This is a genomic window from Pseudomonas sp. BNK-7 (assembly GCF_048072025.1).
Taxonomy (GTDB): Bacteria; Pseudomonadota; Gammaproteobacteria; order Pseudomonadales; family Pseudomonadaceae; genus Aquipseudomonas; species Aquipseudomonas danubii.
Genome location: NZ_CP182252.1, coordinates 1,508,792 through 1,523,880, shown reverse-complemented (window position 1 = coordinate 1,523,880; position 15,089 = coordinate 1,508,792). Strand labels below are relative to the sequence as shown.

15 protein-coding genes and 1 pseudogene are annotated in these 15,089 nt (G+C 62.3%); 8 read left to right on the top strand and 8 right to left on the bottom strand.

Annotated elements, in window-relative coordinates:
• Positions 1-56: 56 nt before the first annotated feature.
• The 8 genes and pseudogenes from hisI to ACMGF8_RS07090 all read left to right on the top strand — a co-directional run bounded on the left by hisI (position 57) and on the right by ACMGF8_RS07090 (position 5,076).
• A complete protein-coding gene (gene hisI, locus ACMGF8_RS07125) occupies positions 57-449 on the top strand; it encodes a phosphoribosyl-AMP cyclohydrolase (protein ID WP_102862783.1) in 393 nt (130 codons plus the stop codon).
• A 1-nt stretch (position 450) separates the two neighbouring features.
• Positions 451-783 (top strand): phosphoribosyl-ATP diphosphatase, encoded by a 333-nt coding sequence (locus tag ACMGF8_RS07120; RefSeq protein WP_011058798.1) that lies wholly within the window; start codon positions 451-453, stop codon positions 781-783.
• A gap of 25 nt (positions 784-808) precedes the next feature.
• Positions 809-1,090, top strand: a complete 282-nt coding sequence (locus tag ACMGF8_RS07115) for a twin-arginine translocase TatA/TatE family subunit (protein WP_102862782.1) — start codon at positions 809-811, stop codon at positions 1,088-1,090.
• A gap of 10 nt (positions 1,091-1,100) precedes the next feature.
• Complete coding sequence (gene tatB / locus ACMGF8_RS07110; protein WP_416759121.1) at positions 1,101-1,541, top strand: Sec-independent protein translocase protein TatB; 441 nt, start codon at positions 1,101-1,103, stop codon at positions 1,539-1,541.
• Positions 1,538-2,332, top strand: a complete 795-nt coding sequence (tatC, locus tag ACMGF8_RS07105; RefSeq protein WP_102862780.1) for a twin-arginine translocase subunit TatC — start codon at positions 1,538-1,540, stop codon at positions 2,330-2,332. The genes tatB and tatC overlap by 4 nt, the downstream gene beginning before the upstream one ends.
• Positions 2,329-3,036: a 16S rRNA (uracil(1498)-N(3))-methyltransferase gene (locus ACMGF8_RS07100; protein ID WP_102862779.1), complete on the top strand. Its 708-nt coding sequence runs from the start codon at positions 2,329-2,331 to the stop codon at positions 3,034-3,036. The genes tatC and ACMGF8_RS07100 overlap by 4 nt, the downstream gene beginning before the upstream one ends.
• Positions 3,037-3,159: 123 nt before the next feature.
• Positions 3,160-4,218 (top strand): annotated as a pseudogene (locus ACMGF8_RS07095) (methyl-accepting chemotaxis protein); the annotation flags it as partial.
• Positions 4,204-5,076 carry a methyl-accepting chemotaxis protein gene (locus tag ACMGF8_RS07090; RefSeq protein WP_371826193.1) on the top strand — a complete coding sequence of 291 codons (873 nt, stop codon included), beginning with the start codon at positions 4,204-4,206 and terminating at the stop codon, positions 5,074-5,076. The pseudogene ACMGF8_RS07095 and the gene ACMGF8_RS07090, both read left to right, overlap by 15 nt.
• A gap of 62 nt (positions 5,077-5,138) precedes the next feature.
• On the opposite strand, the gene ACMGF8_RS07085 is transcribed toward ACMGF8_RS07090, so the two are convergent.
• The 8 genes from ACMGF8_RS07085 to hutG all read right to left on the bottom strand — a co-directional run bounded on the left by ACMGF8_RS07085 (position 5,139) and on the right by hutG (position 15,081).
• Positions 5,139-5,873 (bottom strand): amino acid ABC transporter ATP-binding protein, encoded by a 735-nt coding sequence (locus ACMGF8_RS07085; RefSeq protein ID WP_102862777.1) that lies wholly within the window; start codon positions 5,871-5,873, stop codon positions 5,139-5,141.
• Positions 5,866-6,825: an amino acid ABC transporter permease gene (locus ACMGF8_RS07080; protein ID WP_102862776.1), complete on the bottom strand. Its 960-nt coding sequence runs from the start codon at positions 6,823-6,825 to the stop codon at positions 5,866-5,868. Before ACMGF8_RS07080 ends, ACMGF8_RS07085 begins: the two co-directional genes overlap by 8 nt.
• Before the next feature lie 146 nt (positions 6,826-6,971).
• Positions 6,972-7,769 (bottom strand): transporter substrate-binding domain-containing protein, encoded by a 798-nt coding sequence (locus ACMGF8_RS07075; protein ID WP_102862775.1) that lies wholly within the window; start codon positions 7,767-7,769, stop codon positions 6,972-6,974.
• A gap of 225 nt (positions 7,770-7,994) precedes the next feature.
• Positions 7,995-10,565 (bottom strand): glucans biosynthesis glucosyltransferase MdoH, encoded by a 2,571-nt coding sequence (mdoH, locus tag ACMGF8_RS07070; RefSeq protein WP_102862774.1) that lies wholly within the window; start codon positions 10,563-10,565, stop codon positions 7,995-7,997.
• Positions 10,558-12,381 carry a glucan biosynthesis protein G gene (locus ACMGF8_RS07065; protein WP_115582461.1) on the bottom strand — a complete coding sequence of 608 codons (1,824 nt, stop codon included), beginning with the start codon at positions 12,379-12,381 and terminating at the stop codon, positions 10,558-10,560. The genes mdoH and ACMGF8_RS07065 overlap by 8 nt, the downstream gene beginning before the upstream one ends.
• A gap of 276 nt (positions 12,382-12,657) precedes the next feature.
• Entirely contained in the window at positions 12,658-13,095 is a 438-nt protein-coding gene (gene dtd / locus ACMGF8_RS07060) for a D-aminoacyl-tRNA deacylase (RefSeq protein WP_102862773.1), read from the bottom strand.
• Complete coding sequence (gene pip, locus ACMGF8_RS07055) at positions 13,092-14,063, bottom strand: prolyl aminopeptidase (RefSeq protein ID WP_102862772.1); 972 nt, start codon at positions 14,061-14,063, stop codon at positions 13,092-13,094. The genes dtd and pip overlap by 4 nt, the downstream gene beginning before the upstream one ends.
• A 217-nt stretch (positions 14,064-14,280) precedes the next feature.
• Entirely contained in the window at positions 14,281-15,081 is an 801-nt protein-coding gene (gene hutG / locus ACMGF8_RS07050; protein ID WP_102862771.1) for an N-formylglutamate deformylase, read from the bottom strand.
• Between the last annotated feature and the right edge of the window lie 8 nt (positions 15,082-15,089).

Here is a 15,089-nt window from a genome sequence, read left to right as displayed (position 1 = left end):
CTGTCGAAATCGCCGAGGCGTCACCAGCGGGTTGAGCCCGGTTGTCGGAGTCGAAAATGAAAGATTGGCTGGACCAGATCAAATGGGATGCGCACGGCCTGGTGCCGGCCATCGCCCAGGATCACAAGACCGGGCGCGTGCTGATGATGGCCTGGATGAACCGCGAGGCCTTGAGCCTGACCGCTGCCGAGAACCGCGCCATCTATTGGTCACGTTCCCGTGGCAAGCTATGGCGCAAGGGCGAAGAGTCCGGGCACGTGCAGAAGCTGCATGAAATGCGCCTGGACTGCGACGCTGACGTGATCATCCTGATGGTCGAGCAGATCGGCGATATTGCCTGTCACACCGGCCGCCACAGCTGTTTCTACCGCGTCTACGAAGACGGCGAGTGGAAAACCGTCGAACCGGTCCTCAAGGACCCGCACGCGATTTATTCTGCAGGACACTGACATGAGCGATACCCTCACCCGTCTGGCCCAAGTGCTGGAAGAGCGTAAAGACGCCGCAGCCGACAGCTCCTATGTGGCCAGCCTATATCACAAGGGGCTGAACAAGATTCTGGAAAAAGTCGGTGAAGAATCGGTGGAAACCATCATCGCCGCCAAGGACGCCGCCATCAGCGGTGACTGCAGCGATGTGATCTATGAAACCGCAGACCTGTGGTTCCATACCCTGGTCATGCTGGCGCAGTTGGGTCAGCACCCCCAGGCCGTGCTCGATGAACTGGATCGCCGCTTCGGTCTGTCTGGACACGCCGAGAAAGCCTCGCGTCCGTCCGCCTGAACAACTTTCTAAGAGGAAACGCAGCATGGGCATTTTTGACTGGAAACACTGGGTCGTCATCCTGGTGGTCGTGGTACTGGTATTTGGCACCAAGAAGCTCAAGAACCTGGGCACCGACGTTGGCGAATCGATCAAGGGCTTTCGCAAGGCCATGAACGACGACGAAAAGCCCGCCGAGCCCGTAGTACCCCCAGCGGCACAGCCCGTGCCACCGGTTCAGCCACAACAAAGCGCTCCGCTGAACCAGCCGCACACCATCGATGTGCAGGCACAAAAAGTCGAAGAGCCGACCCGCAAAGACTCGTGAGCACTGACTAATGTTTGGTATCAGCTTCTCTGAACTGCTGCTGGTGGGCCTGGTGGCCCTGCTGGTGCTCGGCCCCGAGCGCCTGCCTGGCGCGGCGCGTACCGCCGGCCTGTGGGTCGGGCGCCTGAAGCGCAGCTTCAACGCGATAAAACAGGAAGTTGAACGTGAAATCGGGGCCGACGAAATCCGCCGGCAACTGCACAACGAGCACATTCTGTCCCTGGAGCAGGAAGCGCGGAAGATCCTCGCTCCGACCCAGCAGCAACCGACTCCGGTCGAACCGATTGCCGAGCAGACGATTCACTCGCCAAGCTCTGCGCCGGTAGCTGAAACGGCCCCGGTGACCGAAGCGCCGCTGCCAACGACTCCGATTGCCGAGCCTGCGGCCCCGGTGGCGACACCCGTCACCACGGCCCCCCACGACCCCACTTTGCCGCCGCGAGCCCCATGAGCGATATCCCAGAGAACGACCAACACATGCCGCTGGTGTCGCACCTCACCGAGCTGCGTACCCGCCTGCTGCGCTGCGTAGCGGCGATCTTCATCATCTTCGCCGGGTTGTTCGCCTTCACCCAGCAGATCTACACCATCGTCTCCACGCCACTGCGCCAGTACCTGCCGGTGGGTGCGACGATGATCGCCACCGACGTCGCCTCGCCATTTCTCACCCCGCTGAAACTGACCATGATGGTCTCGCTGTTCCTGGCGATCCCGGTGATCCTGCATCAGATCTGGGGCTTTATCGCCCCCGGGCTGTACAAGCATGAGAAGCGCATCGCCGTACCGCTGTTGGTGTCGAGCATCCTGCTGTTCTACATCGGCATGGCCTTCGCCTACTTCCTGGTGTTTCCGCTGATCTTCAAGTTCTTCGCTGCCGCCACCCCGGCCGGCGTGGAGATGATGACCGACATCACCAGCTACCTCGATTTCGTCATGACCCTGTTCTTCGCCTTCGGCGTGGCTTTCGAAATCCCGGTGGCGGTGGTGCTGCTGGTGTGGATCGGCGTGGTCAACGTGGCCTACCTGAGGAAGATCCGGCCTTACGTGATCATTGGCTGCTTTGTGGTGGGCATGATTCTCACCCCGCCGGATATCTTCTCCCAGACCCTGCTGGCCGTGCCCATGTGGCTGCTGTTCGAAGTTGGCGTGCTGTTTGGCGGGCTGATCAGCAAGCGCGGCGACCACCCGGACGATGCCCCGGCTGACGATCACAACGACCAGCCGCCAGCGACCCAAGCGTGAACCTGCTGCTTCTGGAAGAGGCCGACTTCATCGCGGCCGACCTGGTGGTGCTGCGCGACCGGCGCCTGACCCATATGCAGGAAGTGCATCGGGTAGCGGTAGGCGACAGCCTGCGGGTCGGGCGTATCGGCGGGCTGATGGGTTCAGCCCGGGTGCTGCGCCTGGAAGCCACCGAAGCCGAGCTGCAAATCACCCTGGACCAGCCCCCCCCGGCCAAGCTGCCGCTGACCATGGTGCTGGCCCTGCCACGCCCGAAGATGCTTCGTCGAGTGCTGCAGACCGTCGCCGCCATGGGCGTGCCACGGCTGGTGCTGGTCAACAGCTACCGGGTGGAAAAGAGCTTCTGGCAAACCCCGTTCCTGGAACCCGGTGCCATTCGTGAACAGCTGATTCTCGGCCTGGAGCAGGCTCGCGACAGCGTGCTACCTGAAGTGGTCATCGAAAAACGCTTCAAGCCCTTCGTCGAGGATCGCCTGCCGGCCCTCAGCGCAGGCACCCTGGGCCTGGTGGGCCACCCCGGCCAGTACCCGCCCTGCCCCCGCGGCCTGGATGAACCGGTCACCCTGGCCATCGGCCCCGAAGGTGGCTGGATCCCCTACGAGATCGATCTGTTGGCCAAGGCCGGCCTGCAACCGGTGCAATTGGGTGAACGCATCCTGCGGGTCGAAACCGCCGTCACAGCCCTCCTCTCTCGCCTGTTTTGAGCAAAGGCTCCGTGCCAGCCGGAGCTTTCACCAGCAATATCAATTAGCCATCTACCTACAGAATCCACCGCTCCCGCCGATAGCCTATGGTTAAGCCCATCTTGCTAAAAGGGAGTTCGCAGCATGTACCGTTGGCTAGCCAGGAACCTGGGAAATGTAAGCGTCAGCCGCAAACTCGGTATCGGCTTCGGCCTGGTACTGCTTCTGACCCTGTTGATCACCGCCACTGGCTGGACCGGCCTGGGCCGAGTGATCGACCGTGGCGACAAACTCGGCAACATCTCCACGCTCTATGGCATGACCAAAGACCTGCGCATCGCCCGTCTCAACTACGAGATGCACCATGGCGAGCAAGGCCCGGCCGCCGTCAACGACATACTCAAACAACTCGACGAAGGTCTGCGGGCCGCCCGTGTGCAACTGCAGCAACCTGAAAGCATTGCCATGCTGGATCAGCAACTGAGCGCCGTGGCCGAGTACCAGAAAGCCTTTGCCGACATGACCCGCGCCACTACCAGCCGCGAGGCCGCCCGGGCCCAGCTCGGCGCCAGTGCCGACAATGCCGTGGCCCGTGTGACCGAGGTCGAGAAGTCGCTGCTGCAAGGCGACAGCGTGGCTCAGTTCAACAGCGTCATCGACCTCTCCAAACTGATCCAGCAGGCACGCTTCCAGGTGCGTGGCTACACCTATAGCGCCAAGCCGGCAGCCAAACAGCCGGCTCTGGATGCCATCGATAACGCGCTGAACAACCTCACCAGCCTGCCGACCCGCCTGCCGGAGCAGCACATTGCCAACCTGCAGCAGGCCAGCGACTCGCTTAAAGCCTACCGAGCGGCCGTCAGCAACTTCAGCGACGCCGAAGAGGCCAGTGCCGCGGCCCTCCTGCGCATGGCTGCCCAGGGCGACCGGCTGATGACACTGAGCAACCAATTGACCAGCGTACAGACCGCCAAGCGTGACAGCGATGCCAGCCAGGCCAAGAGCACCCTGCTGATTGCCACGGTACTGGCGTTGGTGTTTGGCCTGATTGCCTCGTGGGCCATCACTCGACAGATCATCCAGCCGCTGCAACAGACCCTCAAGGCCGCCGAACGCGTGGCTGCCGGCGATCTCAGCCAGAACCTGGCAGTGGATCGCCACGATGAACTTGGCCAACTGCAGAAAGCCATGCAACGCATGACCCTCGGCTTGCGGGAACTGATCGGTGGCATCAGCGACGGCGTGACCCAGATCGCCAGCGCCGCCGAACAGTTATCGGCCGTCACCGAGCAGACCAGCGCCGGGGTCAACAGCCAGAAGGTGGAAACCGACCAGGTGGCCACGGCCATGAACGAAATGGCTGCCACGGTGCAGGAAGTCGCGCGCAATGCCGAAGAAGCCTCAGAGGCCGCTGTAGCCGCCGATCAGCAGGCCCGCGAGGGTGATCGCGTGGTGAACGAGGCCATTGCCCAGATCGAGCGCCTGGCCAGCGAGGTAGGCCACTCCACCGAAGCCATGGGCCACCTCAAGCAGGAAAGTGACAAGATCGGCAGCGTACTGGATGTCATCAAGTCGGTGGCCCAGCAGACCAACCTGCTGGCCCTCAACGCCGCCATCGAAGCGGCCCGGGCCGGTGAAGCCGGACGTGGTTTCGCCGTGGTTGCCGACGAAGTGCGCAGTCTTGCCCAGCGCACCCAGCAATCCACCGAAGAGATTGCCGAGCTGATCGTCGGCCTGCAAAGCGGCACCCAGCAAGTGGCCAGCACCCTGGACACCAGCCGCAGTCTCACCGACAGCAGCGTTGAACTGACCCGCCGGGCCGGGGGGTCGCTGGAGAACATCACCCGCACCGTGTCGGCCATCCAGGCGATGAACCAGCAGATCGCCGCGGCAGCCGAGCAGCAGAGCGCGGTAGCGGAAGAGATCAACCGCAGCGTGTTGAATGTGCGTGATGTGTCTGAACAGACTTCATCGGCCAGCGAAGAAACAGCGGCCTCCAGCGCCGAGCTGGCGCGGCTGGGGATTCACCTGCAAAGCCTGGTGGGGCGCTTCCGGGTCTGACCCGCTTCGCCGGTAATTCGGCTCCTGCATCCCCTGCAGGAGCCGAATTACCGGCGAAAGCCTCACAGCACCTGACGCAGGAAAGCCTGGGCCCGAGGGTCTTTCGGCGCAGCGAAGAACACCTCCGGCGCCGCATCTTCCAGCAGCTTGCCGTGATCGAAAAACAGCACCCGATCCGCCACTTCCCGGGCAAAACCCATCTCGTGAGTGACGCAAACCATGGTCATGCCTTCCAGGGCCAGGGTCTTCATCACATCCAGCACCTCGCCGACCATTTCCGGGTCCAGGGCCGAGGTCGGCTCATCGAACAGCATCACCTTGGGCTCCATCGCCAGGGCCCGGGCAATCGCCACCCGCTGCTGCTGACCGCCGGAAAGCCGTGAAGGAAACTCATGGGCCTTCTGCGCGATACCGACCTTCTCCAGCAGCGCCAGGGCCTTGGCCTCGCGCTCCTGCTTGCCCCGCTTGCGCACCACCTTCTGCGCCAGGCAGAGGTTTTCCAGCACGGTCATGTGGGGGAACAGGTTGAAATGCTGGAACACCATGCCGACTTCCCGGCGATAGGCGTTCACATCGGTCTTTGGATCGGCCAGTTGCAGGCCGTCGATGCTCACCGAACCCGAGTCGAACTCTTCCAGGCCATTGAGGCAACGCAGGAAGGTCGACTTGCCGGAACCGGACGGACCGATCACCACCAGCACTTCGCCCTTGGCCACCTGGGTGGTGACGTTATCCACCGCACGCACCACCTGGCCGCGGGTGTCGAAGACTTTTACCAGATCGCGGACTTCAATCACTTTGCGCGAGCCTCCGCTCAAGCCGACTGGCCATCTTCGACAGCGGCAGGTTGATCAACAAATACAGGCCCGCCACACAGAACAGGATCTCGAACGGCGAGAACGAGGTGGTAATGACTTCCCGGCCGCTCTTGAGCAGCTCGGTAATGGCGATCACCGACACCAGCGAAGTGTCCTTGACCAGGCTGATGAACTGCCCGGCCAGGGGCGGCAGCACTCGTTTGAACGCCTGAGGCAGCACCACGTGACGCATCGACTGGCCGGCGCTGAGCCCCAGGGAGCGGGCCGCTTCGTTCTGCCCGCGGGTGATGGACTGCACCCCGGCACGGACGATTTCCGCCACATAAGCCCCGGTAAACAGCGACAACGCAGCGATCCCGGCGAACTCCCGGGACAGGTTGAGCACCGTGCCGATGAAGAAATAGAAAATGAAGATCTGCACCAGCAGCGGCGTCCCCCGCACCAGCTCGACATAAATCGTCGACAGGTCGCGCAGGGTCGGGTTGCTGGACAGCCGGCACAGGCCGGTGCCAAGGCCGATGAGCAGGCCCAATACGCCAGACACCACCGACAGCCACAAGGTGGTCCACAAGCCCCACAACAGGGGGCCCGCCGCCCAATGCCGGGTCACGCCAATCACGTCGCCTTCGGCCACGTCATCGCCGCTAGCCACCTGCAGGCTGCCTTCATCGACACTCAGATGCTGCTCGGCACCCGAGTCACCGCGCAGGGTGACTTGAGCCTTGCCGCCCTGGCGCACAACCTCGGCGACGGTGGAGATCTCCGCCGCCCGCTGGGATTCTTCGGCCTGGTAAACGAAGTATTGGGGGACACGGTTCCAGCGCCATTCGTAGGACATCAGCGAGGTGGCGTAGTAGAGAGCGCCGGCCAGGCCGATCAGCACCAGCACGGTCAATACATGCCAGGGCCATTGGGCTTTTTTCTGTTTCATTGCTGTGCAGGTTCCGGAGTGGGTATTGCGAAATCAGACGCTTTCGCCGGCCAGCCGGCGCCTACACATGCCCCCGTAGGAGCCGGCTGGCCGGCGAAGGAGAACGGTGCGCGGTCACTGAAACGACCCGCACCGCCCAAGCAGCGTTACTCCATGTCCTTGAGCCACTCGGTGCTCTTGAACCACTTGTCATGGATGCGATCGTAGGTGCCGTCTTCGCGGATCTGGTGCAGGAAGTTGTTGATGAAGTTGATGCTGTCGTAGTCACCCTTCTTCAGGCCAAAGGCCAGAGGCTCATAGGTGAACGGCTTGTCGAGGAACGTCAGCTTGCCGTTGCCCACCTTGTTCACCGCCACCACGTTGTACGGGGCGTCGTAGATAAAGGCGTCGGCCTTGCCGTTGACCACATCCAGCACCGCTTCCTGCTCGTTGTCGTAGCCGTGGTACTTGGCCTTGGCGATCAGCTTCTTGGCGACCATTTCCCCAGTGGTGCCCAGCTTGGAGGTGATGCGGTAGTCGGCGCTGTTCAGATCCTTGTAGGACTTGATGGTGCCTTCCAGGTCTTTGCGGATCAGCAGGGTCTGGCCGACCACGATGAAGGGCTCGCTGAAGTTCAGGCGCAGGTTGCGTTCCTGGGTCAGGGTCATGCCGCTGCCGATCATGTCGAACTTGTCGGTGAGCAGGGCCGGGATAATGCCGTCGTAGCCAGTGGAAACCAACTCCAGCTTGACTCCCATGGACTTGGCCATGGCCTTGAGCAGGTCGACTTCGAAACCGATGATTTCGCCGCGCTTGTTGGTCATCTCGAACGGCATGTAGGTCGGGTCCATGCCGACCTTCAGCGTACCGCGCTTGACCGCGTCATCGATGGCGCCGGCCTGGGCGGTAGTGACCGCCAGCATGGCGGCGGCGCCTGCCAGCAGCAGCGAAAGATACTTCTTCATCTCAAGTCCCCTGAAGCCATTTTATTGTGGTGTCTGCACGCGGCGGGCCTGGAATGAAAATCTTCGGATATCAAGCCATTGTCGATCACGCACAGAAATTTGCGGGAGCGATGCTAACGCACTCGGCCGTTTGCACAAGGATTTTTGTTGTTACAAAGGGGGGATACGGGGCTATTGGCCGCGCAAAGCAAAACGCCCTTGAGTGGAGGCTCAAGGGCGTTGGCTTCAGGCCGGTTGCGGTGCCGCCATCAGCGGCTGCAATGGCAGCAGCGGCGCATGGGGATCAGCATCCACCGACTGGCGCCAGGCATCCAGCCAATCGCTGTGGCCCTCGCTCCAGACTTGCTGGTGCAAGCGTCCCAGGGCCACCGGATCGCTCAACAGCGCCAGGCGCTCGCTGTTGTTCAAGGCCGCCGGGCCGACTTTCAGGGCATGGCGCACCCGCTCCTGGCGCAGCCACTCGATCGGCTCGGCCTGGGTGTGGCGGGAGGTGGCCAGGGCACAGGCCAGAGCGTTCTGCTGCGGGTCGACAACGGCGCGGATAAAGCCGTCGTTGAGCGCATGCCAGCGGTTCTCGTGGGTGTACTGGTCGGTGGCCAGCAGCGCCTGGGGCGGAGCGTATTCCTCGGGAATCAGGAACAGGCTCTCGTCACGGGACTTCAGGCCCAGACCGACACGACTGGAGATCACCGACACCGGGATCGACAGCATCAGCGAACCGACAATCGGCACCAGCCACCAGAGGAAGCTGGGGTTCAGCCAGATCACCAGCAAGGCCCAGCAGAAGCCCAGCAGGGTCTGCGGACCGTGACGGCGCACGGCTTCGCTCCATGGCGTGGAGTCGTCGTCACGTTGCGGCGAGTTCCAGGTCGCGGCCCAACCGAGGAACGCGGCCAGGACGAAACGGGTGTGGAAAATCATCCGCACCGGCGCCAGCAGCATAGAGAACAGCATCTCCAGAAGCATCGACAGGGTCACCTTGAACTTGCCGCCGAACTCTTTCGCACCCTTGGCCCAGATCAGGATGATGCTCAACAGCTTGGGCAAGAACAGCAGCACGATAGTCGTGGAGAACAGCGCGATGGCTTTGTCCGGGTGCCACTGCGGCCACAGCGGATACAGCTGCCGCGGTTCAAGAAAGTACTGCGGCTCCATCAGGGTATTGACCGCCAGCAGAGCCGTGGACAGCACCAGGAAGAAGAACCACAACGGCGCCGACAGGTAGGACATCACCCCGGTGAGGAACACCGCGCGGTGCACCGGGTGCATGCCCTTGACCAGGAACAGGCGGAAGTTCATCAGGTTGCCGTGGCACCAGCGCCGGTCACGCTTGAGTTCGTCCAGCAGGTTCGGCGGCAGCTCTTCGTAACTGCCAGGCAGATCGTAGGCAATCCACACGCCCCAGCCGGCACGGCGCATCAGTGCGGCTTCGACGAAGTCGTGGGACAGGATCGCACCGGCGAAGGCACCTTTACCGGGCAACGGCGCCAGGGCGCAGTGCTCGATGAACGGCTTCATGCGGATGATCGCGTTATGGCCCCAGTAGTGCGACTCGCCCAACTGCCAGAAGTGCAGGCCGGCAGTGAACAGCGGACCATAGACCCGGGTGGCGAACTGCTGCATGCGCGCATACAGCGTGTCCATGCCCGAGGCCCGCGGCGCGGTCTGGATGATCCCCGCATCCGGCGTGGCTTCCATCAGGCGCACCAGGCTGGTCAGGCATTCGCCGCTCATCACGCTGTCGGCGTCGAGCACCACCATGTACTTGTAGTCGCCGCCCCAGCGACGGCAGAAGTCGTCGAGGTTGCCACTCTTGCGCTTCACCCGGCGCCGGCGGCGGCGATAGAAGATCTTGCCGAAGCCCTTGGCTTCCCGGCAGACATCCAGCCAGGCCTGCTGCTCGGCGACGCAGATATCACTGTCGTTGCTGTCGCTCAAGACGAAGAAGTCGAAGCGATCCAGATCACCAGTAGCCGCCACTGACTCGAAGGTGGCGCGCAGGCCGGCAAACACCCGCGGCACGTCTTCGTTGCAGATCGGCATCACCAGTGCGGTACGCGCATCCTTGGGAATCGGCTCGTTGCCGGCGCTGGCCCCGGAAATGCGGTACTTGTCGTGACCGGTCAACAGCTCCAGGAAGCCCATCAACGCAGTCCAGAAACCCGCCGACACCCAGCAGAACAGGATGCCGAAGAGGATCAGGATGCTGGTCTGCAGAGCATAGGGCAGCACTTGCTGCGCGGTCTGCATCAGCGGCTGGTGCATCACCTCTTCCAGGTCGACGAAGGACCAGCCCTGATACGGCATGATGCCTTTCATGTACCAGCCGGCGACGATGGTCTGGCCGAGCATCAGCACCAGCAGGATGTAGCGGCGGATCGAACCCACGGTGCGCCAGCGGGCCGCCGGAAGCACACGCTCGTCCTTCTTCGGCGCCGGCGGGTTGGTGCGCCCGGTCAGGCGCCGCCAGCCGCGCACCAGGATATTGGTGCGCCACGGCTCCGGTACCACCTTGGTGCGGCGGATCGGCGGCGTGGCCTTGAGGCAGACCCGACCTTCGGCGTCGACCGCAAGCATCTCCGCTTCTTCGAGTTCCGCGGCGGTGCTCAGGGACAGACGCTGGCCCACCGATGCCTGGGCGGCATCGGTTGGAGCGTCGAAGGTCGTTGACGACAGACGTTGGTGCAGTTCGCTGAAGGACTGGCAGCCCGCGAGCTCCGCGCGCTGCGCATCCGACATCGGCAAGTGCGCCAGGTACTCGGCAAGAGTCTCTGGCTGTAGTTGAGAGTTACTCATCGGCAGGCAACTGATAGCTCCAGGTCTCGGTCAGGACTTGTTCAGTTTTAACCGGTTCCGGTGTGGCTGGGGCCGCCTCGGCAGCAGGCTGCTTGGCGTCTTTGTGGTCCTTGGCGTTCTTGGCGTCTTTGGCGTCTTTGGCCGGCTTGGCGTCAGCCTGCTTGGCCGCTGCCGCAGCGGCTTCCTTCTCCTTCTTCTCCTGTTGCTTGGCGGCGATCTTGTCGGCCTTGGCAACGGAGGAGTTGGAGTTTGGCGTCGAGGCCTTGGCCGGCTCGGCTACCGGGATGTTGCGCACCAGCGCGGCCCGCATCTCGGTGGCCTTGCTCGCATCCTTGATCTTCATCCGCAGAGTCAGGCGCCAGCCTTTGGTTTCCGGGTTGTAGCGAACGCTGTTTTCCACCAGCTCGGCGTTGTCGCCAACACTGACCTGGCTGCGCACTTCGGCGTTTTCCGGCAATGCCGCCAGGGATGGGCCCTGGAAGTCCACCAGGTAGGCAACGCTGCCATCGGGTTGACGAATCAGGTTGGATTGCTTGACGTCACCGGTGGAGCGCAGGGTTTGCTGCACCCAGGCGCTGTCAGGCGAATGCAGGGCGGCTTCGTCGATGGTCCAGTGCATACGGTAGGCGAAGTCCAGCGGCTGGCCCGGTTCAGGCTGCTTTTCCGGGCTCCAGAAGGCCACGATGTTGTCGTTGGTTTCGTCCGCAGTCGGGATCTCTACCAGGTCGACGGTGCCTTTGCCCCAGTCGCCCTTGGGCTCGATCCAGGCGCTTGGGCGCTTGTCGTAGCGGTCGTCGAGGTCTTCATAGTGGCTGAAGTCGCGGCCACGCTGCAGCAGGCCGAAACCACGCGGGTTCTCTACCGAGAAGTTGCTCACGGCCAAGTGTTTCGGGTTGTTCAGAGGACGCCAGATCCACTCGCCGTTGCCGGCATGGATCGACAGGCCGCTGGAATCGTGCAGCTCGCGGCGGTAGTTGAGGACTTTCGAGGGCTGGTTGGCGCCGAACAGGTACATGCTGGTCAGCGGGGCCAGGCCCAGCTTGCCCACCTTGTCACGCAGGAACACCCGAGCCTTGACGTCGACGACGGTGTCGGCGCCCGGACGCAGGGTCAGGCGGTAGGCGCCAGTGGCCCGTGGCGAGTCCAGCAGGGCGTAGATCACCAGGTGCTTGTCGGTTGGCTTGGGTTGTTGGATCCAGAACTCGCTGAAACGCGGAAACTCTTCGCCGGACGGCAGGGCGGTGTCGATCGCCAGACCACGAGCGGACAGGCCATAAGTGTGGCCTTTGCCAATGACGCGGAAGTAGCTCGCGCCCAGCATGGTCATGATTTCGTCTTGCTTGTCAGCCTTGTTGATCGGGTACAGCACACGGAAACCGGCATAGCCGAGCTTTTCGGTGGCCTTGGGATCGAACTTGACGTCGCCGAAATCGAAGCGACTCGGGTCGTACTTGATCTCGGAAACAGTGTTGGCGCTGATCTCGTTGATCTTCACCGGCGTGTCGAAGTGCATGCCCTGGTGATAGAACGACAGCTTGAACGGGGTCTTCTGATTGGCCCATTCGGCTTTTTCGCTGAGGAAGCGGATTTTCTGGTAGTCCGCGAACTTCATCTCACGGAACTCGTTCGGCAGGTTACTGCGCGGGGCCTCATACTTTTGCCCGGCCAAGTCTTTGGCCTTGGCCGACACATCATCCAGGTTGAATGCCATGAGTTGACCGGCGCCGAACAGGCAGACCAGCGCAGAGCCCGTCACCAGTGCGTTTCGTAACCGTTTGGCAAACAAGTTTGGTGCATTACAGGGACTAACAATCACGAGCAACCCTCGCCGAAAACAGATCTAAGAACCAACGGCCAGCTATCTATATGCCAGGTTGGCGAGCATTGTTCCGACTCCGATGGGGCTAAATGATTCCCCAAACGGCCGTGGACAAGTCTCTACTAAAGTCAAAATGGACCAACGAACGCTGATCCCCGTAGCGCGCGATTATCTAGTAGCCCGCGTTACAACGCATCAGGGGTAACAAAGTATTTATCGTGAAAAACAGCAGTTTCCGGCTCAAATCGGCGGAAAAAGCTGTTTCAGGCGTTTTCAGGTCTGTAACAGGAAGGTTACCGGGCCATCGTTGACCAGATGCACCTGCATGTCCGCGCCAAAACGCCCTGATGCCACTTTGCCATGCAACTGTTGCGCCTTCGCTATCAGGTAATCAAAAAGCTCTTCGCCAAGGGCCGGTGGTGCAGCCGTGGAAAAGCTTGGGCGCAACCCGCTCTTGGTGTCTGCCGCCAAGGTGAACTGCGACACCAGCAGCAGCCCGCCCTGCACATCCGCCAGGGACAGGTTCATCTTGCCCTCAGCATCGCTGAACACCCGATAGTTAAGCAGCTTGTGCAGGAGTTTGTCGGCGCTGGCCCGAGTGTCCTCGGGCTCTACCGCCACCAGCACCAGCAAGCCCTGGTCCACCGCACCGACTATTTCCCCGGCCACTTCCACCCGCGCGCCGCGCACGCGCTGCAACAGGCCCTTCATGCTTCTTCAGGCGGCAGGTCAAGCAGGCGGCGCGCCATCTGATCAGTGGCGCGTACCAGAGCGTCGGTGATGCCGGGTTCCGAGGCGGCGTGACCGGCGTCGCGTATCACCTGCAGCTCGCTGTTGGGCCAGGCCTGATGCAGCTCCCAGGCGTTGTCCAGGGGGCAGATCACGTCGTAGCGACCGTGGATGATGACCCCGGGCAGATGGGCAATCTTGCCCATGTCGCGGATCAACTGGTCCGGTTCGAGGAACGCGTTGTTGATGAAGTAATGGCATTCGATCCGGGCAATCGACAGCGCCCGCTGCGGCTCGGAGAAGCGGTCCACCACCAGCGGGTTCGGACGCAGGGTCGCGGTGCGCCCTTCCCAACCCGACCAGGCCTTGGCGGCATGCATCTGGGCGATCTGGTCATTGCCGGTCAGGCGCTTGTGGAAGGCGCTAACCAGGTCATGACGTTCCTCCAGGGGAATCGGTGCCACGTAGTCCTGCCAGTAATCCGGAAACAGGCGGCTGGCGCCGCACTGGTAGTACCACTGGATTTCCTGGGGACGGGCCAGGAAGACGCCCCGCACGATCAGGCCCAGCACCCGATCCGGGTGGGCCTGGGCATAGGCCAGGGCCAGGGTCGATCCCCAGGAGCCACCGAACAACACCCATTTGTCGATGCCCAGGTGCTGGCGAATCCGCTCCAGGTCCGCCACCAGGTCCCAGGTGGTGTTGTTCTCCAGGCTCGCGTGGGGGGTGGAACGCCCGCAACCGCGCTGGTCGAAGGTGACGATGCGGTACAGGTTCGGGTCGAAATAGCAGCGACTCGCCCCATCACAGCCCGCCCCCGGGCCACCGTGAATGAACACCACCGGCAAACCTTCCGGTGAACCACTTTCGTCGACATACAGCACATGGGGCTTGTCGACGGCCAGATCGTGCCGGGCATAGGGTTTGATCTGCGGGTACAAAGTCTGCATTACGCGCTCCGTGGAGGTCGGGTTCATCCCTGCTGGGGACTTCATTTATGCTGCCGTTCGGCATCATAAACCCGAATTACGCAATCAGCATGTCCTTGAAGAAAACAGGGTTGTTCAAGGGATTGCAACGAGTTGCGCAGGGCGCTTGGCGAGCAAGCTCGCCCCTACATAAAGGCGTGCATCCGCAATAGGAGCCAGCTTGCAGGCGCAAGCAATGTCAGCGGTAACGCTCCTGCCCCCAGGCCAGCAGTCCCTGCAGCAATGCCTTGAGCACCACCTGGGTCGGTGCCGCCAGGTCCTCGCGATAGCGGAATGGCTCGAACTCCTCCATATAGGCGCTCTGCGCCAGTTCCAGTTGCACCGCATGAATGTGCTCGGCCGGGTTGCCGTAATGCCGGGTGATATGACCGCCCTTGAAACGACCATTGAGCACATGGGTGTAATCGCCGTGGGCGGCGCAGATGCTCTCCAGACGGCCGGCCAGTTGCGGATCGCAGCTGGCGCCGTTGAAGGTGCCGAGGTTGAAGTCCGGCAGCTTGCCCTCGAACAGATGAGGGATCAGCGAACGGATGGAGTGGGCATCGAACAGCAAGGCATAGCCGAACTCGGCCTTGAGCCGTGCCAGCTCCCCCTGCAGGGTGCGGTGATAGGGCCCCCAGACTTGCTCCAGGTACTGTTGCCGCTCTTCTTTGGACGGCGCCTGCCCTTCAACGAACAACGGCTCGCCATCGAACAGCGTCGCCGGGTACAGCCCGGTGGTAGCACCGACGTACAGCGGCTTGTCATCGGACGGCCGATTCAGGTCGATGACGAAACGCGAGTATTCGGCCGCCAGGGTGCTGGCTCCCAGCTCCTCGGCGAACTGATACAGCCGCGGAATATGCCAGTCGGTGTCCGGCAGGCTTTGCGCCTGTGGAACCAGCCCGGCCATCACTGCCGGGGTCAAGCGCGTACCGGCGTGGGGCATGCTGATCAGCAGGGGCACCCGGCCTTGTTTGAATGTCAGAACCTTATCCACAACCTGTC